The following is a 26,133-nucleotide window of genomic DNA, read 5'->3' on the forward strand; positions in this document are numbered from 1 at the left end:
CAATGAGTGCACCTGTCCAACGACGCATCCACTCCGACACGCTCGCGGGCTATGTCACGTACTACAGCCCGACCCTCCGCCGCTTCGGCCTGCGCACCTCGGACGACCGGGAGTTCACGGTCCACCTCACGCACAACACCGTCTCGCGCATGGTCCGCAACCTCGGCGACGCCTACCGCGACACCACGCCCCACACCGTCGACATGCTGGCCGAGGGCCGCCACGTCCTCGCGTACGGCATCCTCTACGAGTGGGAGGACGGCTCCCGCTTCGACGCCAAGGAGATCACCTTCCCGGAGGAGACCCGCGGCCAGTACGTCTTCGAGCACCCGAACTGGTGGGTGCGACAGGCGGCGGCCATCGCCGACTTCTATCTGCGCGGCCACTTCCCCGACGGTAAGTACGACTGGCGCTGTTTCCGTACCCGCCTCACACTCAGCGGCACCCATCTGCCCGACTTCGACGGCGAGGACGTGCGCCAGGAGACGGACACCATCTCCCGGCTGGTCTACGGCCTGTCCACGGCCTATCTGCTGACCGGTGAGGACCGGTTCCTGGAGGCGGCGGAGAGCGGCACCGAGTACCTGCGCGAACACATGCGGGTCGACGACCAGCAGGACGGGATCATCTACTGGTACCACGGCATCGACATCACGCCGACCGGTCACCGCAAGGTCTTCGCCTCGGAGTTCGGCGACGACTTCGACGCGATCCCGATGTACGAGCAGATCTACGCGCTGGCCGGCCCGACCCAGACCTACCGCATCACCGGCGACCCGCGGATCCTCGACGACATCGAGCGGACGGTGTCACTGTTCCAGCAGTACTTCCGTGATCCGCTGCACGGCGGTTTCTACTCGCACCTCGATCCGATCAACCTGGACCCGAACGCCGACTCGCTGGGCCGCAACCGGTCCCGGAAGAACTGGAACTCGGTCGGCGACCACGCACCCGCTTACCTGATCAACGCCTATCTCGCCACCGGCCGCCCGGACTTCGCGGCGCTGCTGGAGGAGACCGCGGACACGATCGTGGAGCGGTTCCCGGACGAGCCGAACAGCCCCTTCGTGCAGGAACGGTTCCACGCGGACTGGAGTCCGGACCGCACCTGGGGCTGGCAGCAGGACCGGGCCGTGGTCGGCCACAACCTCAAGATCGCCTGGAACCTGACCCGGATCAGGGCCCTGCACGACAAGTCCGAGTACGCCACGACCGCCGAGCGCATCGCGGCGATCATGCCGGCGGTGGGCAGCGACGGGCAGCGCGGCGGCTGGTACGACGTGGTGGAGCGGCGGCCCGACCCGGACAGCGGCATCCACCGCATGGTGTGGCACGACCGCAAGGCCTGGTGGCAACAGGAGCAGGCGATCCTCGCCTATCTGATCCTGGCCGGCACCACCGGCGACCCGGAACAGCTCCGGTTCGCCCGCGAGGCGGCCACGTTCTACAACGCCTTCTTCCTCGACTACGAGGACGGCGGTGTGTACTTCAACGTGCTGGCCAACGGCATCCCGTACCTGCTGGGCACCGAGCGCCTCAAGGGCAGTCACGCCATGGCCGGTTACCACGCCCTGGAACTGTGCTACCTGGCCGCCACCTACACCGGGCTGCTGCTCAGCAACGACCCGGTGACCCTGCACTTCCGGCCGCGCCCCGAAGACCTGCCCGACCGGTTGCTGCGGGTGGCGCCCGACCTCCTGCCCGTGGGCTCGGTGGAGCTGACCCGGGTGTGGGTCGACGACAGGCCTTACCACAACTTCGACGCCAAGGACCTGACGGTGCGTCTGCCGCAGGGGGACGAACCACTGCGGGTACGGGTCGAGCTCGAACCGGCCCGGATGCGGCTGCGGATGCGCTCCGCGTTCGACGGCGGCACCGCGCACATCAACTGCCGGGGAGCCATCGGCGCGGCCGAACTGGGCAAGTTCCGCCGGGTGCTGGCCGAGGTCATGGCCGCGAAGCCGCTGCGCGTGGAGTTCCATCTGTGCGAGATCACCGAGATGTCCCGGCCCGCCATCAACGAGCTGCTGTTCCAGCGCACCAAGGCGGGCCTGGACGTCGACTTCGTGATCGTGGGGTGTGCGCTGCCCGACGTGGCGGACGCGCTGCTCGCGACGGACGCGTTCCTGCTGGAGGGCGGTGACGACTGCCACCATGACTGACCTGGCGACCTTCGACCCGACCACGACGACCGTACGCAGCCCGGAAACACCCCCGGCCCCCCGCACCGACTTCCCGGCCTACTGCGGCGACCTGTTCGACGGACTTCCCCGGGCGGACCAGCGGCGCTGGGGCGAGGTCTATGTGCGCGGGCTGCTGGACGTGCCCGGGCGCAAGACACCCGCCCGGATCACCGAGCAGGTGCTCGGGCGCCGGGCGGTGCAGCAGATCCAGCAGTTCGTGAACCAGAGCCCATGGGCCTGCGGTCCGGTGCGCCGGGGGCTGGCCCGGCAGATGGAGCGTGCGTTCCGGGCCGAGGCCTGGTCCCTCGACGAGGTCGTCTTCGCGAAGAACGGCGACCGGTCGGTGGGCGTGGCACGCCAGTACGCCGCCTCGCAGGAACGCACCGTCAACTGCCAACTGGCGCTGGCCGCCACGCTGGTGGGGCACGCCGGTGGGGTACCGGTGAACTGGAGGCTGCTGTTGCCGGGCCGCTGGGACCGCGACGAGCGGCTGCGCGACCAGGCGCACCTCCCGGCCGAGGAACGCTGTCGTCCCCGGTGGAGTTACGCCCTGGAGGCGATCGACGAGATGCTCGACGACTGGTCCCTGGAACCCCTGCCGGTGCTGGCGGACTGGCGCGGCGAGAGCGACCCCGATCCGCTGCTGCGCGGTCTGGAGGCGCGGGGGCTCGGCTATCTCGTCGAGGTGGCGCCGCACACCCCGGTGCTGCTGCCGCGCCGTCAGGCCGTCGCACCGGGTGCGCGCGGCACACTCGCCGAGCTCGCGCTGCACGCGGAACGCCATACCGAGCGTACGTCGGTGACCTGGCACGATCCGGTGACCGAGCGGATGCGGCACTCGGAGTTCCTGACCGTGCCGGTGCTGCTGCGCTCGGAGCCGGGCTCCGGGACCGGGGGCGATCGGACACCGCGGCCTCGGCTGCTGCTGGCCGACTGGCCCTACGGGCGTCCGCGTCCGCGCGCGTTCCGGCTGACCAACCTGCCGGCCCGCAAGCTCGCGGAGACCGTTCCCCTGGCCCAGTTACGGCGGTTCGCCGAGGAGGCCCTGGGCCGGATGCACGAGGAGTTCGGCCTGGGCGACTTCGAGGGCCGTTCCTTTCGGGGCTGGCACCATCATGTGACGCTGGCCTCGGTGGCACTCGGCTACGACATGGTCCGCCAGCAGGCGGACGAGCGGTCGCTGGGCGAGGCACATGCGTGAGCGCGCCGCGGCGGCCCCGGGCCGGGGCCGCCGCGGCGTCATTTCTGCCAGCCGACCCGGGTGAAGTCCACGTCGCCCAGTCCGGGCACCCCGTAGTTCGCCAGGCCCTTGCGGACGGCGAGGATCTGGGGGCGCTGGTACAGCTCGATGTCATGGCCGAGCCGCCAGATCTCGGCGTCCGCGCGGTTGTAGAGCGCCTGGGACTGCTTCGGGCTCAGACTGGCCGCGGCCTCGCCCAGCAGTCGGTCGACCTCGGCGTCGGAGACCCTGCCGTAGTTCTCGTAGACCTGGGTGCCTACGGGGCGGCGGTAGACGGCGTACGCGGAGCTCGGGTACGTGAGTCCGGTGAATCGGAAGATCGCGAGGTCGAAATTTCCCTTGTCGAGGTACTTGGGGCCGTAGTCGACGGCGGGCACGCTCTGGATCTCGACCCGTACGCCGATGTCCCCGAACATCTGCTGGACCAGCTGGGCCAGGTCCTCCCCCAGCCGGTTGGTGCCCTGGCTCAGCACGAACCGCAGTGTGAGGGTGCGGCCGTTCTTCTCCCGGGTCCGGCCGGCGGCGGGCCGCTTCCAGCCCGCCCGGTCGAGGGCGCGGGCGGCGGCCTGCGCGTCGTAGGTGCCGTACCGGCCGGAGTTGTCGGCGTACCCCGGCTGGTTGGTCATGAAGAAGTGATTGCCCAGCAGGGGCACCCTCACCGGCAGGCCCTCGGCGGCGACACGCGCCAACGCCTTGCGGTCGACAGCCTGTTGGAGCGCGTTGCGGACGGCGCGGTCGGCCAGCGGGCCCGCCGCGCCGTTGAGCGTGATGTGCACCTCGTCCCAGGCGGAGCCGATCCGGACGGTGCTGTCGGACGCCTTCGCCAGTTGCTCGTAGGCCTCGCTGGTGGCGGCGTTGACCACGTCGATCTCGCCGTTCAGATAGGCCTGGAGCGCGGCCTCCGGGTCAAGCGCCCGGAAGACGATCCGGTCGAGCACCGGGCGCCGGCCCCACCACTTCGCGTCGGGGACCAGAGTCAGGGTTTGTGCCGTCCGGTCGATCGAACCGAGCTTGAACGGCCCGGCGGTGACGGGAAGCCGGCTCTGCCAGTCGCCGGTGAAGCGGCCCGGGGTGCTGTAGTCGGCGGCGGGGAAGAGCGGGGTGAACAGCTTGCGCCAGTCGGCGAACTGCTTCCTGAAGGTGACCCGTACCTCGTCCGGGCCGGCGCCCCGGCGCACGTCGCCGATGCGGTCGTAGCCGCTCGGATCGGCGACCGGGTAGCGCGCGTCCCCGCGCCCCAGGGCCCGCCACTGCGCGGCGAAGTCCCGCCACCCGATCACGGTTCCGTCGGACCAGCGTGCCTTCGGGTTGAGCCGGTAGGTGACCACCTGGGGAGAGGTGCCGGTCACGGAGGCGGAGACCAGGTACTCCGGCACCCGGTGCGGAACGCCCCTGGCGTCCCGGGTGAACAGCCGGGGTTCCGTCATGGTGTCGATGGTCAGGACGTCGTCGACCGCCCCGTCGACGTGGTTGAAGTTGAGCTGGGTGACCATCTGCGCCATCGAGAGCGTGAGTGTCCCGCCCGGGCGCAGCGCGTCCACCGGCTGCGCGTCGATGTCGTAGGTCCCGTAGGTCGGAAGTACGCGATCCCCGTTGTCGGGGCCGGCCGAGGTGGAACACGCAACCAGTGTGACGCATGCGATCGCCCCCGCCACCGCTCGCACGAGCCACCACCGTAATCGCTGCACCATCGACCTCCTGGCGAGGGTGAACCGTGAACCGACCGAACTGTCCTGCGAATTGCGGCCCTGGAGCTTAACATCACGATGTGTCACTCCGATGAAACGGAAGGTGTCATGCTCTCGTTGATCGGCAGGCGCCTGGTGCACTGCGCGGTCCTGTTTCTCACCTCGGTCGTCCTCTCCTACGCCCTCACGTCCCTCGCGCTCGATCCGCGCGCCTACTTCGCGGACCGGCAGCCGCCGCCGCCCACCCGGGTCGTCGGACGCGAACTCACCAGCCTCGGCATCGACGACCGCACCCCGCTGCCCGAGCGCTTCGGCCACTGGGCGGAACGGGCCGTCCACGGCGACCTCGGCCGGACCATCGACGGCGAGCCGGTGAACGCCGAACTCGCCCGCCGGGTCGGGGTCTCCATGCGGCTGCTCCTGGTGGGCACCCTGGCCGGCACGGCCCTGGGCGTACTGGCCGGCGTGTGGGCCGCGGTACGGCGCGGCCGGACGGCCGACCGGGTGCTGACGGTGTTCTCGTTCGGGGTGCTGTCGATCCCCACGTTCGTGCTGGCGCTGCTACTGAAGACGGGCGCCCTGGCGGTCAACCGGGCCGCGGGCCACCCCGTGATCCGATACACGGGCGAGCACACACCCGGTCTGGCCGGCGGCTGGACCGTCCAACTCCGTGACACCGTGGCCCACTTGGTGCTGCCGGCGATCTGTGTGGCCCTCGTCGGGATCGCCGCGTACAGCCGCTACCAGCGCGGCGCCACCCTCGACGTGCTCGGCTCGGAACATCTGCGCACCGCGCAGGCCAAGGGACTCACTCCGTGGCGCGCCCTGCTCCGGCACGGACTGCGGGTCTCGCTCGTGCCGATGGCGACCTTCTTCTCCTTCGGGTTCCTCACCCTCTTCACCGGCTCCGTGTTCACCGAGAAGATCTTCGGCTGGCCGGGGATGGGCACCTGGTTCATGGACTCGGTGCAGAAGGGTGACGTCAACTCGGTGGTGGCCGTCAACGTGTTCGCCGCCGCGACGGTGCTGCTCGCCGGACTGGTGGCCGACGTACTGCACGCTCTGCTCGACCCCCGGGTCCGGTATCCGTGACGGGCGGCGGCCGGGTGCGGGCGGTGCTGCGCCGACTCGGCCGGCATCCGGGCGCGTTGTGCGGACTCGCCCTGCTGCTGGGCCTGTTCGCACTGGCCTTCCTCGGGCCGTACGTCTGCCCGTGGTCGCACACCGACATCGACTACACGGCCTTGCGCCGGCCGCCCGGCACCCGGCACTGGATGGGCACGAACCGGATCGGCCAGGACGTGTTCGCCCAGGTCGTACGGGGGCTCCAGAAGTCGCTGCTCATCGGTCTGCTGGTCGCGCTGTTCTCCACCGCGCTGGCGGCGGCGGTGGGCGCCTGTGCCGGGTACTTCGGCGGCTGGATCGACCGGGCGCTGATGTTCCTGGTCGATCTGATGCTCGTACTGCCCGGGTTCCTGATGCTGGTGGTGCTCGCGCCGCGACTGCGTGCGTGGGGCTGGCTCGCCCTCGTCGTGCTGCTCGCCCTGCTGAACTGGATGATCACAGCCCGGGCGGTGCGCGGTCTCACCCGGTCCCTGAGGGAGCGTCAGTTCGTGGTGGTGGCACGGCTGACGGGGGTGACGCCGCTGCGGATCATCTGGCGGCACATCCTGCCGCACACGGCGTCGTTCCTGATCACGGACGCGACGGTCGCCGTGGCCGGAGCCGTGATCAGCGAGACGAGCCTGTCCTACTTCGGGTTCGGGGTACAGCCGCCCGACGTGTCCCTGGGCACCCTGATCTCGGACTCGACGGACGTGGCACTGGTCTGGCCCTGGATGTTCTTCTTCCCGACCGGCCTGCTCATCACGTTCGTCCTCGCGGTCAACCTCGTGGGGAACGCGCTGCGGGACGCGCTCGACCCCACAACCGTACGGCCGTCCGCGGCACCCGGGACCGCCCCGGCGAGGATGCCCGGATGAACACCGTCCTGGAGGTCCGGGACCTGTCGGTCACCCTCGGCGGAGGACGCCGGCCGCCACTGCCCGTGGTGCGCGGGGTCGGCTTCACGCTGCGCCGGGGTGAAGTCCTGGGACTGGTGGGCGAGTCGGGGGCGGGCAAGACGCTCACCGCGCTGTCCCTGCTGGGTCTGGCGCCGGACGGCGCCCGGGTCGACGGGTCGGTGCGGCTGCTCGGCGAGGAGCTGGTCGGACTGCCGGTACGGGAGCTGGCGGGGATCCGGGGACGTCGGATCGCCATGATCTTCCAGGATCCGCTGCACGCGCTCACCCCGGTACGGCGGATCGGCGACCAGATCGCGGAGGCGCTGAGGATCCACCAACGACCGCGCCCCCGGCGCGAGTCGGCGCTGCGACGGGCGGTGGAACTGCTGGACTTCGTGGGCGTACCGGAGCCCGCGCGGGCCGCGGGAGCCTATCCGCACCAACTGTCCGGCGGGCTGCGCCAGCGGGCGGTGATCGCCATGGCGATGGCCAACGGCCCCGACGTACTGGTCGCGGACGAGCCCACCAGCGCGCTGGATGTCACCGTGCAGGCCCAGGTGCTGGGAGCGCTCGCGGACGCCCGGCGGGAGACCGGGGCGGCCCTGTTGCTGGTAAGTCACGATCTGGGGGTGATCGCCGGTGCGGCCGACCGGGTCGCCGTGATGTACGCGGGCCGGATCGTGGAGACGGGTCCGGTGGAGGCGGTGTTCGCCCGGCCCCGGATGCCGTACACGCTGGGCCTCATCGGTTCGGTGCCGCGGGTGGACGCCCGGGTTGCCCCGACGCCGGTGCCCGGTACCGCGCCGCCCGCCGGCGTCGTGGGCCCGGGGTGCGCCTTCGCGTCGCGCTGCCCGCTGGCGGAGCCGGAGTGCGAGACGGCCGAACCCCGGCTCCTGGGCGTGGACAGCCCGTCGCGGGCCGGACTCCACGGGGTCGACGCCCACGAGGCGGCCTGCCTCAGAGCGCGGGTGGTGGCACGACGGACAGCGGCGGAGCTGTTCCCGCCGTCGACGGGTCGTGGCCGACCGTCCGGCGGGCAGCTGGGCCCTGCCTCCCGCCCGGCGACCTTTCCGCTCCACCCCCCTCGTCCCACCGGCCGCCTCCTGGGTACCTCCCTCGACGTCGGCCCGCTCTCCGGCCCGTCCCCCGACGTGGGCTCCTCCTCCCACAGGTCGCTCGGCGCGGGCCCGACTCCCGGCAGTCCCTTCGCCACCGGCTCCCTTCCCGGCGACCCCGGCACGGTCGTCCTGCGTGTCTCAGGGCTGGCCAAGTCCTATACCGCGGTGAGCAGTTGGCGCCGCGGTGCGCGCATCGTCCGGGCCGTCGAGGAGGTCGACCTGGAGGTCCGCCGCGGTGAGACGCTCGCCCTGGTCGGTGAGTCCGGTGCCGGAAAGTCCACCGTCCTGATGGAGATCGCCTCCCTCCACGCCCCTCAGGCGGGCACCGTCGAGGTCCTCGGGCAGGACACCGGAGCACTCTCCCGGCACCTGCTGCGGCGATTGCGCGGTGCCGTGCAGATCGTGCCGCAGGACCCGATGTCCAGCCTCGACCCCCGAATGCCCGTCGGGGACATCGTCGCGGAGCCCCTGCTGGCCCGGCGTACGCCTCGGGCCCTGATCGACACGCGGGTCCCCCGGCTGCTGCGGCAGGTGGGACTGGACCCGGCGGACGCGGCCGGCTATCCGCACCAGTTCTCCGGAGGACAGCGGCAACGGATCGCCATCGCCCGGGCGCTCGCGGTCGAGCCGGCCCTCCTGCTGCTCGACGAGCCCGTGTCCGCCCTCGACGTGTCCGTCCAGGCGGGGATCCTTGATCTGCTGCTCCGGCTCAAGCAGGAACTGGGTCCCGCGTATCTCGTCGTCTCCCACGACCTCGCGGTGGTCAGGCAGATCGCCGACCGGGTCTGTGTCATGTACGCGGGGCGCACCGTCGAGAGCGGCACTGTCGCCGAGGTCTTCGACGGGCCGCGGCATCCGTACACCCGGGCGCTGCTGTCGGCCGTCCCCCTGCCCGACCCGCCCGTCGAGCGGGCCCGGCGCCGAATCGGGCTCCCTGGTGAGCCGCCGTCCGGTGCGCCCCGTACGACGGGCTGCCGTTTCCTTGCCCGCTGCCCGGTGGCCGGCGCCCTCCCGCCCGGCGAGCGACGGCGCTGCGCGAGCGAGATCCCGGCGCAGCTGCCCACGGCCCACCTCGGTACACAGACCGTGGCCTGCCACTTCCCGCACGGCGATTCGTGGACGTGGCACGACCGGAGGACGTTCGGGCAGCCGAAGCCGCCGGAACATCCCCCGGTCCGTGATCAGACGTAGTACATGTGGCTGTGCACGACTCCCGTACCGGCACAGACACGTGCGCTCAGCAGCACCCGCCGGTTCCGCCGGGGCCACCCGCGATCGACTGGTCGACCGGACGCGCAGGGGTGTCGGAGCTGTTCATCCACATTCCGCTCATCACGAGTCCGCTCACGAAGACGAAGACCGCGATGAGCGTGAATATCTTCACGTTCATGAATTCCCTCTTCCAGAAAATTCCCGCTTGGAACATTGACTTAGTCAGTCAACAATACGTGACTCATAGAGTCAAGTATTTATTAAGTGAAAGACGATCTCAGAAAAACGGAATACCGATATCCGCATGGAGTTTTCATTCATGCCAACACGAGGGAGCCCTTGTGAACACTGATGCGTACCGGTCCGGCGAACCCGTGCCACCCATTGGTCGACGATCGACTTACTGGTAACGTTGATCTGTCATCCTGGTGGTCAAGCCACCCCCCAAGGAGCCCTGCATGAACACTCTCGACAACTCCACGGCCGCCGGACTGGGCGAGCGGATCCGAAACCTCCGCGGCACACGTGGACTCAAGCAGCAGGACCTGGCGTCGAAGGAGATATCGGCCAGCTACATCTCCTTGATCGAATCGGGCAAGCGTGCCCCCTCGGACGCCGTGCTCGCCGCCCTCGCGGAACGTCTGGAGTGCTCCGTGGAGTTCCTGCGCACGGGCCGGGACGACCACGAGCTGGAAGAGGCCCGGCTGCGCCTGGCGTTCGGCGAGATGGCCCTGCGCAACGGCAGCAACGGCGAGGCACTCCAGGCCCTGAGCGAGGTCCTCTCGTCCCGGTCCCTGCTCGACGCGGCGATGACCCGGCGCGCGCGCATCGGGCAGGCCACCGCGCTGGAGAAGCTCAACCGTCTCGAAGCCGCGCTCGCGGTCCTCGACGAACTCCACCGCGATCCGGACCTCGCCGCCGGCTCCGCCGAGTGGTGCCAGGTCGCCGTGTCCCTGTGCCGGATCTACCGCGACCTCGGCGACATCACCCTCAGCATCGAGATCGGCGAGCGGGCCATGGCCCGACTGGACGCGCTCGGCCTGGACGTCACGGTCGACCACATCCAGCTCGGCGCCACGCTCATGTCGTCGTACCACTCGCGCGGCGACCTCGCCCGCGCCCACCTCATGGGCAGCAGGCTCGTCGACACCGCCGAGAAGCAGGGCGCGCGGGCTGCGCGGGGCGCCGTGTACTGGAACGCCGGCCTGGTGGCCCGCTCGCGCGGCCAGCTCAACGAGGCCCTGGCCCTGGTCGAGCGGGCTCTGGCACTGATGTCCGAGGACGACAACCTGCGCCATCTGGCCATGCTCAAGATGAACTACGGCTCGCTCCTCCTCCAGGTCGACGACCCCGAACCCGCCCGCGGCAAACAGTTGCTGGAAGAGGCGCAGCACCTACTGGCCGAGGTCGGCAACGCGCCGGAACTGGCCCAGTGCGAGATCTTCCTGGCCGACGCGGACCTGATGCTGGGGCACTGGGACGAGGCCGCGGCGCATGCGGACCGCGCCCTCGGGCTGACCGGCAGCGAGTCCCGCATCCAGGCGGTCGGCGCGCGCGGCACGCTCGCCGAGGTGCATCTGCTGCGCGGGGAGACCGAGCACGCCGTGCTGTGCCTCCAGGCGGCCACCCGGCAGCTGCGCCAGTTCCCGCCCTCCCACCAGGTGGCCCTCAACTGGCGCTACCTGGGGGACCTCTGGAAGCGCCTGGACAACAGCACCGAGGCCCTCAAGGCCTACGACCGGGCCCTGACCGCCGTCGGCATGGCCCCGCAGCGCGACCCGGCCGCAGCGCTCAGCGACCGGCCCCGGCACCGGCACTGACCTCGCCCGCCCCCGCGGGGAGAATTCCCGGCTGCCGGGGAAATGGGCGGGCCCCGCTCGTGCTTCGCCGCGATTCCGACCGGAGCGAAGAAATCCCCTCACCGGAAATTCACAGGAAACCCAGGAGAAGGGATCCTTCACGGACCTGAATTCCCGGCGGGGGAAGCCCTCTTCGGCGACGGGCACGGCCCGCCCTCCCGCGTCAGCGGGCCGTGCCCGCCAGCCGGTGGACGGCGGCGAGCGGGATGGGCAGCAGGTCCGGGCGGTGCCGCGCCTCGTAGACCGCCTCGTAGACCGCCTTGTCCGCCTCGAACGCCCTCAGCAGGACGGGGTGGCAGCGCGGATCGTCCCGCCCGGCCGACGCGTACCCCGCGACGAATGCCCGCCGGTTGCGGACGGCCCACGCCTGGGACCTGCGCAGCCGGCGCAGCCGCTGTCCGGGCGGCACCGCCTCCGCCCCACCACCGGAGTGCAGCGAGGCCGCGAGTCCGGTACGGGCCGCGTAGTCGAAGGAGCGCAGCATTCCGGCGACGTCCCGCAGCACCGGTTGCGGACGGGCGCGTTCGGCGGCGGGCCGGTCGGGCTCGCCCTCGAAGTCCACGATCCGCCAGCCGTCCGGTGTGTGCAGCGCCTGGCCCAGATGCAGGTCGCCGTGGGTGCGTTGGGCGAAGACGGGACAACCTCGGCCGGCCAGCCGGGCGTAGTCGTCGAACAGGACGCCGAGACGTGCCGCGTAGCGGACCAGCGCCGGCACCTCCTCGACGGCCTCCTTGAGTCGGATGTTCATCCGGGCCGCCTCCTCGGCCACATCCTCGATCGTCAGCCGGGTACGGCCGAAGGCCTCGCCCAGCGCCCCGTGCACCTCCGCGACCGCCAGGCCCAGACTGTGCGCGTACGGGGTGAAACCGCCGGTCGCCGGGACGCCCCGGCAGGAGCCGTCGACGCACTCACTCGCGTGCCGCACCGCCGCCTCCCAGCCCTCCCGCGCCCCGGACAGGAACTCCTCGACGAGCCCGAGCACCAGGCCTTCCGCGCCGGGGGCCTCGCTGTACAGGCCCCCGTAGAGGTGCGGGGTGCGGGAGCAACCCTGCCGGGTCAGGGCGTCGAGGACGTCGACCTCCGTGTGCGGGCCGGGTTCGGGACGGCGGAAGATCTTCAGCAGGATCCGGTCGCCGTACGACACGGTGGTGTTGCTCTGTTCGACGTCCAGCGGGCGTGGCACCAGGCCGACGGGCAGCGGATAGCGGGTGGTGCGTTCCAGGTGCGGTGCCCCGTCGGCGCCCTGCCCCGCCAGGGTCCGCAGCAGGAGGCCGAGGAGGGCTCCGTCGGCGACCGCGTCGTACAGGTGCCAGCCCTGCCGGGGTCCGCTCGGCACGGAGGCAATGGCGGCGGGCGCGAGCCGGGTGGGCAGTTCGGGACCGAGGCCGAGCAGCAGCTGATACCGCTGCAACGATCCGTCGGTGCGGTCCACGGCCACCACCGCGTGCAGCAGGAACGGCGGCTCACGGCCGACGAGGGTCGCGGACCGGACCGCGAGCCGCGCGCCCGCGTCCCGCGCGTCGAACCACCGGCGGCCGGCCAACCACGGCCCGAGCACCGGCAGCACGGGCTCCAGTACCTCGCTCGTGGCGTTCATGACCGCTCCGCAGGGGTCAGGACGTGCGCGACCCGATAGGCGGGATCGAGGCGTACATACGTCGACTCTCCCCAGGCGTAGGTCTCCCCGGTGAGTTCGTCGCGCAGCTTGAGCGTGCCGTCGGCGGGCAGGCCGAGCGCGGCGAGATCGCAGTGGACGGTGGTCTCCCGGGCCTGGTGCGGGTCGAGGTTGACGACGACGAGAACGGTGTCGGTACCGCCGTCCGGCAGCTCCACCTGCTTGGAGTAGGCCAGGATCCGGTCACCGTCGGTCGGCTCCAGCCGCAGGTTCCGCAGCTCCTGGAGGGCCGGATGGTCGCGGCGCAGGCGGTTGAGCAAGGTGATCAGAGGCGTGATCGTCCGGCCCTCGGCCTCCGCACGCGCCCAGTCCCGTGGCCTCAGCTGGTACTTCTCCGAGGCGAGATAGTCCTCGGTGCCCACGCGCAGTGCCGTGTTCTCGCACAGCTCGTACCCGGCGTACACACCCCAGCTCGGCGCGGCGGTCGAGGCGAGCACGGCGCGTACCTCGAAAGCGGGCCGGCCGCCGTCCTGGAGATAGGCGTGCAGGATGTCGGGCGTGTTGACAAAGAGGTTCGGCCGCAGGAAGCCCGAGCTGTCGTGGGCGAGTTCGGGCAGGTACTCGGCCAGCTCCCGCGCGCTGTTCTTCCAGGTGAAGTAGGTGTACGACTGCTGGAAGCCGGCCTGTGCGAGGGCGTGCACCATGGCCCGCCGGGTGAACGCCTCGGCGAGGAACAGCACATCGGGATCGGTGGCGTTCACCTCGGCGATCAACCGCTCCCAGAAGGGCACCGGCTTGGTGTGCGGATTGTCGACACGGAAGATCCGCACCCCTTGGTCCATCCAGTGCCGCAGTACCCGCAGCGCCTCGTCGTACAGGCTCTCCGGGTCGCCGTCGAAGTCGAGGGGATGGATGTCCTCGTATGTCTTCGGCGGGTTCTCGGCGTACGCGACGGAACCGTCGGCGCGATGGTGGAACCACTCGGGGTGGTCGGTGAGCCAGGGGTGGTCGGGCGAGCACTGGAGGGCGAAGTCCAGGGCGACTTCGAGTCCCAGGTCCCGGGCCACGGCCACGAAGTGGCGGAAGTCGTCCAGGGTGCCGAGGTCGGGGTGGACCGTGTCGTGGCCGCCGTGCCGCGAACCGATGGCCCACGGCGAACCGACGTCGTCGGGTCCCGCGGTGAGCGTGTTGTCCGGGCCCTTGCGGTGGGTGGTGCCGATCGGGTGGACGGGCGGCAGATAGACCACGTCGAAGCCCATCGCGGCGACGGCGGGCAGGCGTTCGGCGGCACTGCGCAGGGTGCCGCTCACCCTGCGTCCGCCCGCTTCGGCCACCGCTCCCTCCGAACGCGGGAACAGTTCGTACCAGGAGCCCACCAGGGCGCGTCGGCGTTCGACGCGCAGGGGCATGGGCCGGGAGGCGGTGACGAGGTCGCGCAGCGCATAGCGCCCCAGCGCGGTCGCCACTCGGGGGGTGGTGACGGCCGCCAGCCTGGCCGAAGGCGGGCCCGGGGTGGCGCGGAGCGCGGCCACGGCCGTGAGCACCGCCTCCCGGCGGTCTCCTGCGGTGAGGCCGAGAGCTGCCCGCTCGTGCAGCAACGCTCCTTCGGCCAGGGTGAGTTCGGTGTCGACATCGGCCGCGACCTTGAGGCCGGCGTCGCGGCGCCAGGTGGCCAGGGGGTCGCCCCAGGCCTCGACGTGGAAGGTCCACAGGCCCTCGGCGTCGGGCACCACGGTGGCCTGCCAGCGGTCGGCGTCCGGATCGACGAGGGTCATCGGGACCCGGCGGGCGGGATACCCCCCAGGGCCCCGCAGGACCACGTCCGCGGCGACCACTCCGTGGCCCTCGCGGAAGACGGTGGCGGTGATGCCGACGTGTTCGCCGGTCACGGCCTTGGCGGGCAGTTCCCCGTCCCGCACCCGCGGGCGGACGTCGAGGACGGGTATGCGCCCGGTCACCGGTGTCATGGATCGCTCCTCCCCCGTTCGCACTCCGTCAGCGGCGCCCGATCGGGGCCGGCCGCGGACGGGTGGCGAGCAGGTCGATGATCGTGCGGGCGAAAAGGTGGCAGTGGTCGCCGGTGCGCCCGGTGACCAGGTCGTCGTGGACGACGACGTCCTGGTCGACGTACTCGCCGCCCATGTTGCGCAGATCGCCCAGCAGGTTGTTGTGCACCACCGCGCGCCGGCCGCGGATCAGACCCGGCAGGGGCGCGGCGAGCCACATTCCGTGGCAGATGATGCCCTTGAGGATCGCCTCGTCGGCGAACGCGCGACGCAGGAACTGCGCGGCGGGCGGCAGCCGTTCGGGGTCCTCGGTGTAGCGCAGCCGGTCGGCGACCATGCCGGAGGGCACGATCACCGCCGAGAACTCCTTGAGCGCGAACTCGTCGACGTCCTCGAAGGACTCGTCGACCTCGAAGGGCATGTGGTACTCGTGGCCCCGGAAGGTCATCTCCTTGTTGCCCCACAACCGGGACAGGAAGTGGATCTCGGCGCCCTCCTCAGGGAAGCGGTGCTGGTAGTAGTGGATCTCGGGTTCGTAGAAGTCGCTCTCCATCAGGACGGCGATCTTGTGACCGGTCAGTCGCACGGCGGTCAGCCCCTCTCCTTCGCCGTCACCAGGTCGACAAGGAACGGCCCCCGGTGCGCGAGCGCCTGCGCCACGGCTCCCTGTACCTGCCCCGGCTTCTCCACCCGCACGGCCGCCACGCCGAGGGAGCGGGCGAGGCCCACGAAGTCGACGGGCGGCCGGGACAGGTCGAAGATCTCGGGCTGCTCGTGTGCCGGGATGGACTGGGACCGCCAGTACTCCTCGATGTTGTCCTCCAGCAGTTTGTAGCTGCCGTTGTTGCAGATGACGAACTTGGCGGGGATCCCGTAGCGGGCCGCCGTCCACAGCGCCTGGAAGGTGTACATGCTGCCGCCGTCGCCGGTGAAGCCGACCACCGTCCGCCCCGGGTGGGCCAGTTGGGCCCCAAGGGCGCCGGGGATGCCCACACCGAGGGAGCCGCCCCGGGTCTGCATCCAGCCGCCCGGGACGGTCGGCGGAAGATACCGGAAGAGTTCCGGGGAGGCCGTGAGCGCCTCGTCGAACAGCAGCGCGTCGGACGGGAGACGGCGGGCCAGCTCCCGGGCGAAGCAGACGGTGGGCAGCTCCAGGACATCGGTGACGGACCGGTCCCGCTCCTTGGCCCCGGCAAGCAGGTCGGCACGCTCGGCGGCCCGGCGGCCCAGCCGCTCGGCCGCACGCGCCCGCCGCGCGTCGCCCATCTCCTGGCCCAGGGCCCCGGCGAGCAGCCCGAGGGTGCCCTTGGGGTCGGCCGCGATACCGAGGTCCACCGGGAAGTTCTTGGCGATCGCGTCGGTGTCCAGGTCGATGTGCACGACCGGGGTCCCGTCGGCGAAGACGCCGTCGAGGGCCGGGTAGACCTCGGGCAGGGCGTAGGTGCCGACGACGAGGACGCCGTCGGCCGCGCCGGTGATCCGTCGGCTCTGCTCGCCGAACATGTGGCCCAACTGGCCCGCGTACGCCGGATGTTCGACCGAGAGGTTGACCTCGGCCCAGTCGGCGCCGTACACGTCGGCGCCCCAGACCTCCGCGAGGTGCGCCAACTCGTCCTGCGCGCCCGCGAAGTGGACGCCGTCGCCGGCGATGACGAGCGGGCGCTCGGCACCGGCGAGCAGCGCGGCGGCGCGCGCCACGGTGTCCGGGCCGGGCACGGTGCGGGTGTCCGGGTACGACACGGGTACTACGGGCTCACCGGTGTCGCGGTCCATCACGTCGGCGGGCAGCACCACCAGGACCGGCCCGTACGGCGGGGTGCCGGCCACTTTGAAGGCCCGCCGCAGCACCCGCAGGGTGGAGTCCGGGTCGACGACCCGGGTCGCCCACTTGGTCACGGGCTTCGCCATGCCGACCAGGTCGGCGGCCATCTGCGCGTCCATGCTGTCGTAGCGCAGTCCCGCCTCGCCGACCAGGGTGACGATCGGCGCGTGGCCGCGCCTGGCCTGGTAGAGCATCCCGATGCCGTTGCCGAGCCCGACTCCGGAGTGGAGCTGGAGGACTGCCGGGGTGCGGGTGGCGCGGGCGTAGCCGTCCGCAAGGCCGACGGCGGTCGCCTCCTGCAGGGCCAGGACGTACTGGATGGAGGGGAAGGAACGCAGTTCGTCGAGGAAGCCCTGCTCGACCGTGCCGGGGTTGCCGAACATGTACCGGACCCCCTCGGCCTGCAGTTGTTCGAGCAGCGCGATCCGCGCGGGCCTCAAGTCCATGGGTGTTCACCTCTCGTGGGAGCGCGTGGGTGTCAGGCGGTGGCCCTGAACCCCCACTGACGCAGGCCGTGTTCGAGGACCTCGACGGTCTTCTGTCCGGTCAGGCAGGAGTCGGGGGTCGAACGGCCCGTGATGAACGGGTAGTCGACGATGACCGAGGTCTCCTTGCCGAAGTTGCCGTGGTAGGCGCCTCCGGGGGCGGTGGCGTCGCGCAGGATGTACTCCAGCGGGTACGGCGGCGGTCCGATGACGAAGTCGGTGCCGAGGAAGCCGGTGCCGTCCTTGTAGTCGTACTCGATGCAGTGCCCGGTGACGTGTTTGCCGCTGATGATGCTGGTGCGGTCCTCCTGGTCGCGGGCGAAGGCGAGGCAGGCGACTCCGTAGCACTCGGCGGCGATGGGCCGGTCGAGGGCGTGGAAGGCGAGGATCAGGTCGTGCACCCGCCAGTTGTTGGCGAGGTCGACGATCGGTCCGCTGCCGCCGACGATCAGCAGGGCGTCGTAACGGTCGGCGATCTGGTTCCTGATCTGCTCCAGGCGGGTGTTGTAGGCCTCCCAGTCGCGCAGGAAGTACGGCTTGGAGCGGTAGGGCCGGTCGGGCAGCCAGGACGACAGGTCGAGGGGGTTGTCGAGCCGGTCGGAGGCCTCGACGGCCCGTACCCTCGCCGCCATCCCGGGTGTGGTGACGGACCGCCCCAGCGGCGGGTCGACGTAGTCGGGGTCCATGCTCGGCGGCAGCGCCTGGGGCCGCTTGCCGGTGGGGGTGGCGAAGGTGAGGTGGTAACCGGCCTTGTCGAAGGCATCCAGCGGGCCGATCAACTCCTCGCCCCAGTAGCCGTATTCGGACAGGACGACGAGAATGCGCCTGCTCATGGGGTTCCTCCCGTTTCGGGAACGACACGCACTGCGAACTGCCGTCGTCCTGTCTAGATGTCGCGGGTCGACGGTCACCAGGAGCAATGGTCTGGGCACAGGCACAACCCCAAGTGATGGTGGGCACTACGGCATGTTCCGGCCGATTTGCCTCAGCCTCCGGCCCGACTTCGCACAGTCCGGGCGGGCAGGTCGCGGGCGCTTCGCACGGCGGGGACGGTGTGGGGTCATCGGTGGACGAACGAATCCGTCCATCCCTCAGCGATCAGCGGAGGCAACCATGCCCACCGGCGAGTACGACGACTCCGTCGCCGCGTTCGTGCAGCAGTGGTTCGACATCCTCAGCCGGCACGAACCGGTCGAGGAACTGCTGCCCTTCGTCTCCGACCAGGGTCTCGAGATGGCCTTTCCGGAGCGCACCCTGCGCGGCCACGACGACTTCCGCGACTGGTACCGGGTCGTCGGCGAGACCTTCGCCGACCAGACCCATGTCCTGGAGCACCTCGACACCCGTAACAGCGGCGACCGGGTGCACATCGACCTGTTCGTCGTCTGGACGGCCAAGACGGTCGCCGACGGCTCCGTGTCGACCTTCCGCGTCCACCAGAACTGGACGCTGCAACGCCGCGCCGGCGGCGAACCGCCGGTCATCGTCACCTACCGGGTCGGCGAACTCGTGCCGGTGGAAGCCTAGGAGACCCCGTGAGCGACTCGACTTCCTTCGACTTCGTCGTCGTCGGAGCCGGCACGTCCGGTGCCGTCCTGGCCCGCCGGCTCGGCGAGATCGACGGCGCCTCCGTGCTGGTCCTGGAGGCCGGCACCGACACCCTGCCCGACAGCATCGACGTGCCCCACCGCTGGGCGGAGCGGCACTTCACCGATGTCGACTGGGCGTACTGGAGCACCGAACAGCGGGCCCTCGGCGGCAAGAAGGTCTATCTCGCCTCCGGAAAGGGCATCGGCGGCTCGACGAACATGTACCACATGATCCATCTGCGGGGCGCCGCGCTGGACTACGACTCGTGGGCCTACCACGGTGCCGTCGGCTGGTCCTGGCAGGACGTGCTCCCGTACTTCCGGAAGCTGGAGGCCCAGGAGGACGACACCAACCCCACGGCCGGCAAGGACGGCCCGATCCCCGTGGTCAACGCCCGTGATCACGGCCCCAATCCGATCTCGCAGACCTTCGTCGACGCCTGTCTGGAGCTGGGCCACCCGTTCACCGAGGACTTCAACGCCCAGGGCACAGGCGTGGGCTGGCATCATCTCGACCTCAAGGACGGGCAGCGCCACGGTGTCCGGCAGGGCTATCTCTCCCCCGCCCTGGCCACCGGCAACGTGACGCTGAGCGCCCGCTCCTTCGCCACCCGCGTCCTGTTCGAGGGCGACCGGGCGGTCGGCGTCGAGTACCTCCAGGACGGCGAGGTCAAGCAGGTCCGCGCCACCACCGAGGTGCTGCTGTGCGCCAGCGGTGTGCAGACGCCGAAACTGCTGATGCTGTCCGGGATCGGGCAGTCCGGACACCTCGCCGAGCACGGCATCGACACCCGCGTCGACCTTCCGGGCCTGGGTGAGAACTTCCACGACCACGCCCTGCTGATCAACCCGGTGGCCCGCACCGACCGGCCCGGACCGGACCCGAACATGAACCTGTCCGAGGTGTGCCTGTTCGCCAACAGCGGCGGCTGGCCGGTGCCCGACCTCCAGATCGGCTTCGTCCACCGCGCCCAGTTCCAGCCGGAGCCCGACCCGCGGCTGATCACCGCCCTGCCGGGGCTCGTACGTCCGCTCTCGCGCGGCACGCTGCGGCTGGCGAGCGGCGACCCGCTGGCCGACCCGCTGCTGGACCCGGCGTACCTCTCGCATCCCTCCGACGTCGACCGGCTGGTCAAGGCCTTCGAGCTCGGCCGGGAGATCTTCGGCACCCGCGCGTTCGCCGAGTGGGGGCTCAAGGAGGTCGCCCCGGGGCCGTCGGTCGGTACGCGTGAGGAGTTGGCGGCGTTCGTGCGCGAGAACGTCACCTCGTACTTCCACTACGCGGGCGCCTGCCGCATGGGCAGCGACAACCTGGCGGTGGTCGACCCCGAGCTCAAGGTCCGCGGGGTGGAGGGGCTGCGCGTGGCGGACGCCTCGGTGATCCCCGAACTGCCCTCCAGCAACTGCCAGACGCCCGTGGTGATGATCGCCGAGCGGGCCGCCGACTTCGTCCGGCGCGACCTGGAGCGGAAGGGCTGACATGAGTGCCGCGGACTCCTACGACTACATCGTGGTCGGCGCGGGATCGGCCGGCTGCGCCCTGGCCCACCGGCTCGTCACCGGCAGCGACGCCCAGGTGCTGCTGCTGGAGGCGGGCGGACCCGACACCCGGCCGGAGATCCACCGCGAGCAGATCTCCAGCACCCTGTCGCTGTGGGCGCCGGGCGAGCTCGACTGGGGCTACGCCACCGAGCCCGAAGCCGGTCTCGCGGGCCGCTCCATCCCGGTGCTCCGCGGCAGGGTCTGGGGCGGGTGCAGCTCGGTCAACGCGATGCTGCATGTACGGGGCAACCGGCGCGACTACGACAACTGGGCCGTGCCCGGCTGGAGTTACGCCGATGTCCTGCCGTATTTCATCAGGTCCGAGGACTTCGACGGCGGGCCGTCCGAGTACCGGGGGAAGGGCGGTCCGCTGGGCGTGATCCGTCACTCGGACCCGACTCCCGTGTCCCGGCGGCTGTTCGAGGCCGGCCCGGAGGTGGGGCTGCGCGACGCCGGGCCCGGCTTCGACTACAACGCGGCCGAGCAGACGGACACGGTCTTCTACTACCAGGCCAACAAGACGCCCACGCACGAGCGTTCCAGCACCGCGGTGGCCTATCTGCGTCCCGTGCTGGACCGGCCCAACCTCTCGCTGCTCAGTCACGCCACCGCCACCCGGATCCTGTTCACGGGCGGCCGGGCGACGGGGGTCGAGTACGTCCGGGACGGGCGGGTCCAGCAGGCCCGCGCCGAACAGGAGGTGATCGTCAGCGGTGGGGCGTACGAGTCTCCGCATCTGCTGCTGCGCTCCGGCATCGGGGACGCGGCCGAGCTGCGCCGGCACGGTCTTCCCGTGGTCGCCGATCTGCCCGGGGTGGGCCGCAACCTCCAGGACCACATGATCCTGGGGGTGGCCCATCTCAGCCGGCAGGAGCATCCGTTCGAGCCGACGCTGATCGCCGAGACCGGTTTCTTCACCCGTACCCGCTCGGGCGAGGGCTCCCCCGATCTCCAGATGACCTTCGGCGGGCTCAAGTTCGTGGACCCGGCGCTCGACCAGGAGGGACCGGGGTTCACCTTCGCGCCGGTGCTCGCGCAGCCGCACAGCATCGGCTCGGTGAGCCTCCACCCGGAGGATCCGGCCCACAACCTGGTGCTGCGGCCGAACTACCTCAGCGAACCGGCCGACGTGGAGACCTTCCTCCACGGCATCGAACTGGCTCGCGCCCTGGCCCGTACGGACGCGCTCGCCGAGGTCGTGAAGACCGAGATCGCGCCGGGCCCCGGGGTCACCAGCCGTGCCGACCTCGTCGAGTTCGTCCGCCGCAACGCCGGGACGCTCTGGCACCCGGTCGGCACCTGCGCCCTGGGCGACGGCGAACAGGCGGTCGTGGACCCCGAGTTGAGGGTGCGCGGGGTGGCGGGGCTGCGGGTCGCCGACGCCTCGGTCATGCCGCGGATCATCGCGGGCAACACCAACGCCGCCTGCGTGATGATCGGCGAGAAGGCCTCCGACCTGGTCCTCGCCGCACACGGCGGCACCGGCACCGGAACGCACCAGGAGGGACGAGCATGAACGGCGCCGAGCTGTACCACCACTTCGCCGAGCACTTCAACGACCGCGCCTACGACCGGCTGGGCGAGGTGATGACGGACGGCTTCGTCGATCACCACCCCGGTCTCGTCGACGTCGCCTCGCTGGAGGTCTACCGCAAGAACCTCGCCGCGGTCATCGACGCCCTGGAGATGACCGCGCACCCCGAGGAGGTGACGGCGGTCGGCGACCGGGTCTACACCCGGATCCGGCTGACGGGCCGACACACCGGGACCTTCCTGGGCCTGGCCCCCACCGGCGCCGCACTCGACTGGTACACGCACGAGATCTGGCGGGTCGCGGACGGCAGGTTCGTCGAACGCTGGGCGGTCGACGACCTGCTCACCCTGCTCGCCCAAACGGGCTACCCGCTGCCGGGCTGGGACTCGGGCGACTGACCGCCCGGGCCGGCCACCATCATGGACGAGAGGCATCGCATGAACACGAAGGACGTCGTCACGCGCTACTACGAACTCGCCAACGCGGGCGAGTGGGACCCGTGGTGCGACCTGTTCGCGCCGGACCAGACGATGGACGAGCAGCTCGCCGGTCATGTCGAGGGCCGGGAGACGCTGCGGGAGATGATGAAGGGCTTCCCTGAGATGTACGCGCGCTTCGCCAACCGGCCCGTGCACGTCGTGGTCGACGGGGAGCAGGCCGCCGTGGTCTCGCACATTTCCGCCAGCACCGCGCGGGGCGAGCGGATCGAGGCGGACGTGTGCAACTACTTCCGCGTCGAGGACGGCCAGATCGTCTACATGGCCAACTTCCACGACAGCGTCCCCTTCACCCCCGTCCTCGGGAGGTGAGCCATGGCTGTCGTCAGCGGACTGCGCTGGTCGCACGTCGGCCTCAACTGCCGTGACCAGAAGGCCACGGAGGACTTCTACTCCCGCTGGTTCGGCTTCGCACGGGCCCGGGTGGTGGAGGCGGACGGCACCCGTGTCGTCTTCCTCCGCCGCGACCAGGTCTATCTGGAGCTGTTCGCGACCGATGCCGGGCCCGCCTTCGACACCCTCGCGGACGGACCCCGGCACCCGGGCACGGCACGCCATCTGGCCTTCCAGGTGGACAGTGTCGACGCCTTCCTCGACACGGCGGGCGGCGAACTGGACGTCACCCTGGGCCCGCTCGCCTTCGACGCGTTCATCCCCGGCTGGAAGACGGTGTGGGTCAAGGACCCCGACGGCGTGGTCGTCGAGGTCAGTCAGGGCTACTCCGACCAGGAGGCGGCCGAACTCGCCACGTACGCCTGACGGTCCGTCCGACGCGCCGCGCAGGCCCGACAGATCAGCGACTTCACGCAGTACACCCGGGTGCTCGACGCAGTGTGCCGGAAGGCCGCTGCCGGACCCGGGCGAGGGCCCCACTTCTCCCTAGCGTGCTCCGCACGTTCCTCAGGCAAGGAGTCACCCCCTATGCGCGCCCCCTCCATCGCGGCCGTCCTGCCCAGCGGCGCGGCTCGCCGCCCCATCCTTCTGCTCTCCCTCGGTACGTTCGCCCTGGGCACCGACTCGTTCGTGGTGAGCGGCGTCCTGCCCGACGTGGGTCATGACCTCGGGGTGGGTCTGGGCACCACCGGTCTGCTGGTCACCGTGTTCTCCGCGGTGTACGCGGTCAGCGCGCCGGTGCTGGCCGTCACCACGGGCAACAAGGACCGGCGCGGCATCCTGCTGTCCGCCCTCGTCGTCTTCGTCCTCGCCAATCTGCTCGCCTCGGTGGCGCCGAACTACGCGATCATGATCGTGGCCCGGGTGCTCGCCGCCCTCGCCGCCGCCCTGTACACACCCGCAGCGACCGCCGCCGCGGCCACCCTCGCCGCCCCCGCCGAGCGGGGCCGGGCCCTGGCCGCGGTGCTGGGCGGCCTCACCCTCGCCAACGCGCTCGGGGTGCCGATCGGCACCCTGATCGCCAACGCCGCACAGTGGCGGGCGACGTTCGTGTTCGTCGCGGTACTGGGCGCGCTGGCATTCCTGGGCCTGGCCCGGGCGCTCGGCCAGATCCCGTCGGCCGGGACGGCGAGTCTGCGCGAGCGCGTCACCGCGGCCCGGATCCGCACCATCCCCACCACACTCGTGGCCACCGCGCTCTCCATCTGCGGTGTGTTCGTGATCTACACCTACCTCGCCGTGTTCGCCGACCGTACCGCCGGCATCCACGGCGCGATGGTGACCACCGTCTATCTGATCTTCGGGGTCGGTGCCGTCATCTCCAACCTGGCGGCGGGCTGGCTGATCGACCGGATCTCGCCGGTGAAGGTGGCGGCGGTCTCCATGGGCGGTCTCGCGGTCGCCTGGGCACTGCTCGCGGTGCTGGCGCACGTCGGTTCGCGCGGCACGGCCACCGCCGTGCTGCTGTGCCTGATCGTGGCCGGCTGGTCGCTGGTGGGCTGGATGTTCAACCCTGCGCAGCAGCAGCGGCTACTGACCGCCGCCGGTCCGCAGGGCCCGGTCGTGCTGTCGATGAACGCCTCCGCGATCTACGCCGGCCAGGCCGTGGGCGGTGGCATCGGCGGTCTGCTGCTGTCGCACGGGTCGGCCGCGCTGCCGATCGGCGGGACGGTCTGTGTGCTGCTGGCCCTGGTGTTCCTGTCCCTGTCCGCCCGGCAGCCGCGTGCGAGCGTCGTCGTGCGGGAGGCGGACACCACCACCGCGCCGACCCGGCAGTCCGCTTCCTGACCTTGAGGAGTCCTTCCCCATGACCACCACCCAAGAGGCCCCGGCCTCCGCCGTGGCACCGGGCCGGCTGTTCATCGGCGGCGCGTGGCGCGACGCCGCGGACGGGGCCACCCGCCCCACGATCAGCCCGGTCGACGGCTCGGAGACCGCGCCGATCGCCTACGGCACCCCCGCCGACGTCGACGCCGCCGCGCTGGCGGCTCGACGGGCCTTCGACTCGGGCCCCTGGTCGACGGCGGGCGGACACGAGCGGGCCCGGATCCTGCTCAAGGTCGCCGACCTGATCGAGCGGGACGCCGAGGAGATCGCGTACCGCGAGACAGTCGACATGGGCAAGCCGATCATGTTCGCCCGCCAGGAGGTGCCGTTCGTCGCGATGGCCTACCGCTACTTCGCGGGTCTGGCCACGCAGCTGTCCGGCGCGACCCGGCAGACGGCGACCCCGACGTTCACGTACACGCTGCGGGAGCCGGTCGGTGTGGTGGGTGCCATCACGCCGTTCAACTTCCCGCTGGTCCTCGCCACCACGAAGCTGGCGCCGGCGCTGGCCGCGGGCAACACGGTGGTGCACAAGCCGTCCGAGGCGACCCCGCTGTCCGCCTTGAAGATCGCCGAACTGTTCGCCGAGGCGGGCCTGCCCGACGGGGTGCTGAACGTCGTCACCGGGCCCGGTGCCGAGCTGGGACAGGCGCTGTCGGCGCATCCGGCGGTCGACAAGATCGCCTTCACCGGCTCGACGGCCGTGGGCCGGGAGATCATCCGCACCACCGCGGACACCCTCAAGAAGGTCACGATGGAGCTCGGCGGCAAGTCGGCCAACATCGTCTTCGCCGACGCCTATCTCGACGAGGCGGTCCAGCAGGCGTTCTTCGGCATCTTCTACAACAAGGGCGAGATATGCACGGCCGGTTCACGACTGCTGGTGCAGCGGTCCGTGTACGACGAGGTGGTCGGCAGGCTCGTTGAGCAGGCCTCGGCGACCCTGCCCGGCAACCCGCTCGATCCGGGCACCCTGTTCGGACCGCTGGCCCACCTCGCGCAGTTCGAGAAGGTCACCCGGTACACGGCGATCGGCCGGGAGGAGGGCGCCACGCTGCTGGCCGGCGGCGAGGCCTACCACCCTGAGGGACTGGAGGGCGGCCTGTACTTCCGGCCGACGGTGTTCGGCGACGTCGACAACGGCATGCGGATCGCGCAGGAGGAGATCTTCGGCCCCGTCCTGTCCGTGATCCCCTTCGACACGGAGGAGGACGCGGTCGCCCTGGCCAACGGCACGCCGTACGGCCTGGCGTCCGGCGTGCACACCTCCGACGTCAGGCGGGCGCACCGGGTGGCCCGGGCGCTGAAGGCGGGTACCTGCTGGATCAACACGTACAACCTGTTCGACCCTGCCGTGCCCTTCGGCGGCTACAAGGCCTCCGGGTTCGGGCGCGAGTTCGGGCCCGAGGCACTGGACAGCTACACCCAGACCAAGTCTGTCTGGACGGACCTCTCCTGACGACCCGGCTTCTCCCCCGCGACGACGGCACGGCGGTCCCCCACCGCCGTGCCGTCGTCAT

Annotated in this window: 21 protein-coding genes; 14 read left to right on the forward strand and 7 right to left on the reverse strand. The window is 71.0% G+C overall.

Annotation, left to right across the window (positions count from 1 at the left end):
• Positions 1-2: 2 nt before the first annotated feature.
• Together ACIQBL_RS11935 and ACIQBL_RS11940 are read left to right on the forward strand one after the other, a co-directional pair.
• Entirely contained in the window at positions 3-2,162 is a 2,160-nt protein-coding gene (locus ACIQBL_RS11935) for an AGE family epimerase/isomerase (protein WP_401939811.1), read from the forward strand.
• Positions 2,155-3,384 carry an IS701 family transposase gene (locus ACIQBL_RS11940; protein ID WP_401939814.1) on the forward strand — a complete coding sequence of 410 codons (1,230 nt, stop codon included), beginning with the start codon at positions 2,155-2,157 and terminating at the stop codon, positions 3,382-3,384. The genes ACIQBL_RS11935 and ACIQBL_RS11940 overlap by 8 nt, the downstream gene beginning before the upstream one ends.
• Positions 3,385-3,422: 38 nt before the next feature.
• Here the strand turns inward: ACIQBL_RS11940 and ACIQBL_RS11945 are convergent, their stop codons facing one another.
• Positions 3,423-5,087: an ABC transporter family substrate-binding protein gene (locus ACIQBL_RS11945; RefSeq protein WP_401939816.1), complete on the reverse strand. Its 1,665-nt coding sequence runs from the start codon at positions 5,085-5,087 to the stop codon at positions 3,423-3,425.
• 132 nt (positions 5,088-5,219) lie between these two features.
• Between ACIQBL_RS11945 and ACIQBL_RS11950 the strand changes: the two genes are divergently transcribed.
• From ACIQBL_RS11950 to ACIQBL_RS11960, 3 genes are read left to right on the forward strand one after another with little or no spacing between them, the layout of a single operon-like run.
• Positions 5,220-6,203: an ABC transporter permease gene (locus tag ACIQBL_RS11950; protein ID WP_401939819.1), complete on the forward strand. Its 984-nt coding sequence runs from the start codon at positions 5,220-5,222 to the stop codon at positions 6,201-6,203.
• A complete protein-coding gene (locus ACIQBL_RS11955) occupies positions 6,200-7,093 on the forward strand; it encodes an ABC transporter permease (RefSeq protein WP_401939822.1) in 894 nt (297 codons plus the stop codon). The genes ACIQBL_RS11950 and ACIQBL_RS11955 overlap by 4 nt, the downstream gene beginning before the upstream one ends.
• On the forward strand, positions 7,090-9,423 hold the full coding sequence (locus ACIQBL_RS11960; protein WP_401939824.1) for a dipeptide ABC transporter ATP-binding protein: 2,334 nt from the start codon (positions 7,090-7,092) through the stop codon (positions 9,421-9,423). The genes ACIQBL_RS11955 and ACIQBL_RS11960 overlap by 4 nt, the downstream gene beginning before the upstream one ends.
• A 46-nt stretch (positions 9,424-9,469) precedes the next feature.
• Here the strand turns inward: ACIQBL_RS11960 and ACIQBL_RS11965 are convergent, their stop codons facing one another.
• Entirely contained in the window at positions 9,470-9,622 is a 153-nt protein-coding gene (locus ACIQBL_RS11965) for a hypothetical protein (protein ID WP_401939826.1), read from the reverse strand.
• 280 nt (positions 9,623-9,902) lie between these two features.
• Between ACIQBL_RS11965 and ACIQBL_RS11970 the strand changes: the two genes are divergently transcribed.
• Positions 9,903-11,264, forward strand: a complete 1,362-nt coding sequence (locus tag ACIQBL_RS11970) for a helix-turn-helix domain-containing protein (protein WP_401939828.1) — start codon at positions 9,903-9,905, stop codon at positions 11,262-11,264.
• 202 nt (positions 11,265-11,466) lie between these two features.
• Here ACIQBL_RS11970 and ACIQBL_RS11975 read toward each other — a convergent pair whose 3' ends face one another.
• From ACIQBL_RS11975 to ACIQBL_RS11995, 5 genes are read right to left on the reverse strand one after another with little or no spacing between them, the layout of a single operon-like run.
• Positions 11,467-12,900, reverse strand: coding sequence for a hypothetical protein (locus ACIQBL_RS11975; RefSeq protein ID WP_401939830.1), 1,434 nt, complete (start codon positions 12,898-12,900; stop codon positions 11,467-11,469).
• Positions 12,897-14,885, reverse strand: a complete 1,989-nt coding sequence (locus tag ACIQBL_RS11980) for an alpha-1,4-glucan--maltose-1-phosphate maltosyltransferase (RefSeq protein WP_401939832.1) — start codon at positions 14,883-14,885, stop codon at positions 12,897-12,899. The genes ACIQBL_RS11975 and ACIQBL_RS11980 overlap by 4 nt, the downstream gene beginning before the upstream one ends.
• Before the next feature lie 28 nt (positions 14,886-14,913).
• Positions 14,914-15,510 carry a DJ-1/PfpI family protein gene (locus ACIQBL_RS11985; protein WP_401939834.1) on the reverse strand — a complete coding sequence of 199 codons (597 nt, stop codon included), beginning with the start codon at positions 15,508-15,510 and terminating at the stop codon, positions 14,914-14,916.
• A gap of 5 nt (positions 15,511-15,515) precedes the next feature.
• On the reverse strand, positions 15,516-17,192 hold the full coding sequence (locus ACIQBL_RS11990) for a thiamine pyrophosphate-binding protein (protein ID WP_401939837.1): 1,677 nt from the start codon (positions 17,190-17,192) through the stop codon (positions 15,516-15,518).
• Positions 17,193-17,224: 32 nt separating this feature from the next.
• Entirely contained in the window at positions 17,225-18,064 is an 840-nt protein-coding gene (locus ACIQBL_RS11995) for a type 1 glutamine amidotransferase domain-containing protein (protein WP_401939839.1), read from the reverse strand.
• Between the two features lie 280 nt (positions 18,065-18,344).
• On the opposite strand from ACIQBL_RS11995, the gene ACIQBL_RS12000 reads away from it, so the two are divergent.
• From ACIQBL_RS12000 to ACIQBL_RS12035, 8 genes are all read left to right on the forward strand, one after another.
• On the forward strand, positions 18,345-18,758 hold the full coding sequence (locus tag ACIQBL_RS12000; RefSeq protein ID WP_401939841.1) for a nuclear transport factor 2 family protein: 414 nt from the start codon (positions 18,345-18,347) through the stop codon (positions 18,756-18,758).
• 8 nt (positions 18,759-18,766) lie between these two features.
• Positions 18,767-20,299 (forward strand): GMC family oxidoreductase, encoded by a 1,533-nt coding sequence (locus tag ACIQBL_RS12005; protein WP_401939842.1) that lies wholly within the window; start codon positions 18,767-18,769, stop codon positions 20,297-20,299.
• Position 20,300: 1 nt separating this feature from the next.
• Positions 20,301-21,878: a GMC family oxidoreductase gene (locus tag ACIQBL_RS12010; protein WP_401939845.1), complete on the forward strand. Its 1,578-nt coding sequence runs from the start codon at positions 20,301-20,303 to the stop codon at positions 21,876-21,878.
• A complete protein-coding gene (locus tag ACIQBL_RS12015) occupies positions 21,875-22,294 on the forward strand; it encodes an ester cyclase (RefSeq protein ID WP_401939847.1) in 420 nt (139 codons plus the stop codon). Before ACIQBL_RS12010 ends, ACIQBL_RS12015 begins: the two co-directional genes overlap by 4 nt.
• Positions 22,295-22,333: 39 nt before the next feature.
• Positions 22,334-22,705: a nuclear transport factor 2 family protein gene (locus tag ACIQBL_RS12020; protein WP_401939850.1), complete on the forward strand. Its 372-nt coding sequence runs from the start codon at positions 22,334-22,336 to the stop codon at positions 22,703-22,705.
• Between the two features lie 3 nt (positions 22,706-22,708).
• Positions 22,709-23,152, forward strand: a complete 444-nt coding sequence (locus tag ACIQBL_RS12025; protein ID WP_401939853.1) for a VOC family protein — start codon at positions 22,709-22,711, stop codon at positions 23,150-23,152.
• A gap of 162 nt (positions 23,153-23,314) precedes the next feature.
• Positions 23,315-24,574, forward strand: coding sequence for an MFS transporter (locus ACIQBL_RS12030; RefSeq protein ID WP_401939856.1), 1,260 nt, complete (start codon positions 23,315-23,317; stop codon positions 24,572-24,574).
• A gap of 19 nt (positions 24,575-24,593) precedes the next feature.
• Entirely contained in the window at positions 24,594-26,072 is a 1,479-nt protein-coding gene (locus tag ACIQBL_RS12035) for an aldehyde dehydrogenase family protein (RefSeq protein WP_401939857.1), read from the forward strand.
• The last annotated feature ends 61 nt before the right edge of the window (positions 26,073-26,133 follow it).

The organism is Streptomyces sp. NPDC088350, assembly GCF_044753545.1.
Classification (GTDB): domain Bacteria; phylum Actinomycetota; class Actinomycetes; order Streptomycetales; family Streptomycetaceae; genus Streptomyces.

Bases quoted from the DNA above. Each gene is read 5' to 3' on its own strand.
- ACIQBL_RS12025 (WP_401939853.1), top strand. From the start codon at position 22,709: ATGGCTGTCGTCAGCGGACTGCGCTGGTCGCACGTCGGCCTCAACTGC.
- ACIQBL_RS11965 (WP_401939826.1), bottom strand. From the start codon at position 9,622: ATGAACGTGAAGATATTCACGCTCATCGCGGTCTTCGTCTTCGTGAGC.
- ACIQBL_RS12020 (WP_401939850.1), top strand. From the start codon at position 22,334: ATGAACACGAAGGACGTCGTCACGCGCTACTACGAACTCGCCAACGCG.
- ACIQBL_RS11990 (WP_401939837.1), bottom strand. From the start codon at position 17,192: ATGGACTTGAGGCCCGCGCGGATCGCGCTGCTCGAACAACTGCAGGCC.
- ACIQBL_RS12035 (WP_401939857.1), top strand. From the start codon at position 24,594: ATGACCACCACCCAAGAGGCCCCGGCCTCCGCCGTGGCACCGGGCCGG.
- ACIQBL_RS12015 (WP_401939847.1), top strand. From the start codon at position 21,875: ATGAACGGCGCCGAGCTGTACCACCACTTCGCCGAGCACTTCAACGAC.
- ACIQBL_RS11940 (WP_401939814.1), top strand. From the start codon at position 2,155: ATGACTGACCTGGCGACCTTCGACCCGACCACGACGACCGTACGCAGC.
- ACIQBL_RS12030 (WP_401939856.1), top strand. From the start codon at position 23,315: ATGCGCGCCCCCTCCATCGCGGCCGTCCTGCCCAGCGGCGCGGCTCGC.
- ACIQBL_RS12010 (WP_401939845.1), top strand. From the start codon at position 20,301: ATGAGTGCCGCGGACTCCTACGACTACATCGTGGTCGGCGCGGGATCG.
- ACIQBL_RS11995 (WP_401939839.1), bottom strand. From the start codon at position 18,064: ATGAGCAGGCGCATTCTCGTCGTCCTGTCCGAATACGGCTACTGGGGC.
- ACIQBL_RS11950 (WP_401939819.1), top strand. From the start codon at position 5,220: ATGCTCTCGTTGATCGGCAGGCGCCTGGTGCACTGCGCGGTCCTGTTT.
- ACIQBL_RS12000 (WP_401939841.1), top strand. From the start codon at position 18,345: ATGCCCACCGGCGAGTACGACGACTCCGTCGCCGCGTTCGTGCAGCAG.
- ACIQBL_RS11975 (WP_401939830.1), bottom strand. From the start codon at position 12,900: ATGAACGCCACGAGCGAGGTACTGGAGCCCGTGCTGCCGGTGCTCGGG.
- ACIQBL_RS11935 (WP_401939811.1), top strand. From the start codon at position 3: ATGAGTGCACCTGTCCAACGACGCATCCACTCCGACACGCTCGCGGGC.
- ACIQBL_RS11960 (WP_401939824.1), top strand. From the start codon at position 7,090: ATGAACACCGTCCTGGAGGTCCGGGACCTGTCGGTCACCCTCGGCGGA.
- ACIQBL_RS11980 (WP_401939832.1), bottom strand. From the start codon at position 14,885: ATGACACCGGTGACCGGGCGCATACCCGTCCTCGACGTCCGCCCGCGG.
- ACIQBL_RS11970 (WP_401939828.1), top strand. From the start codon at position 9,903: ATGAACACTCTCGACAACTCCACGGCCGCCGGACTGGGCGAGCGGATC.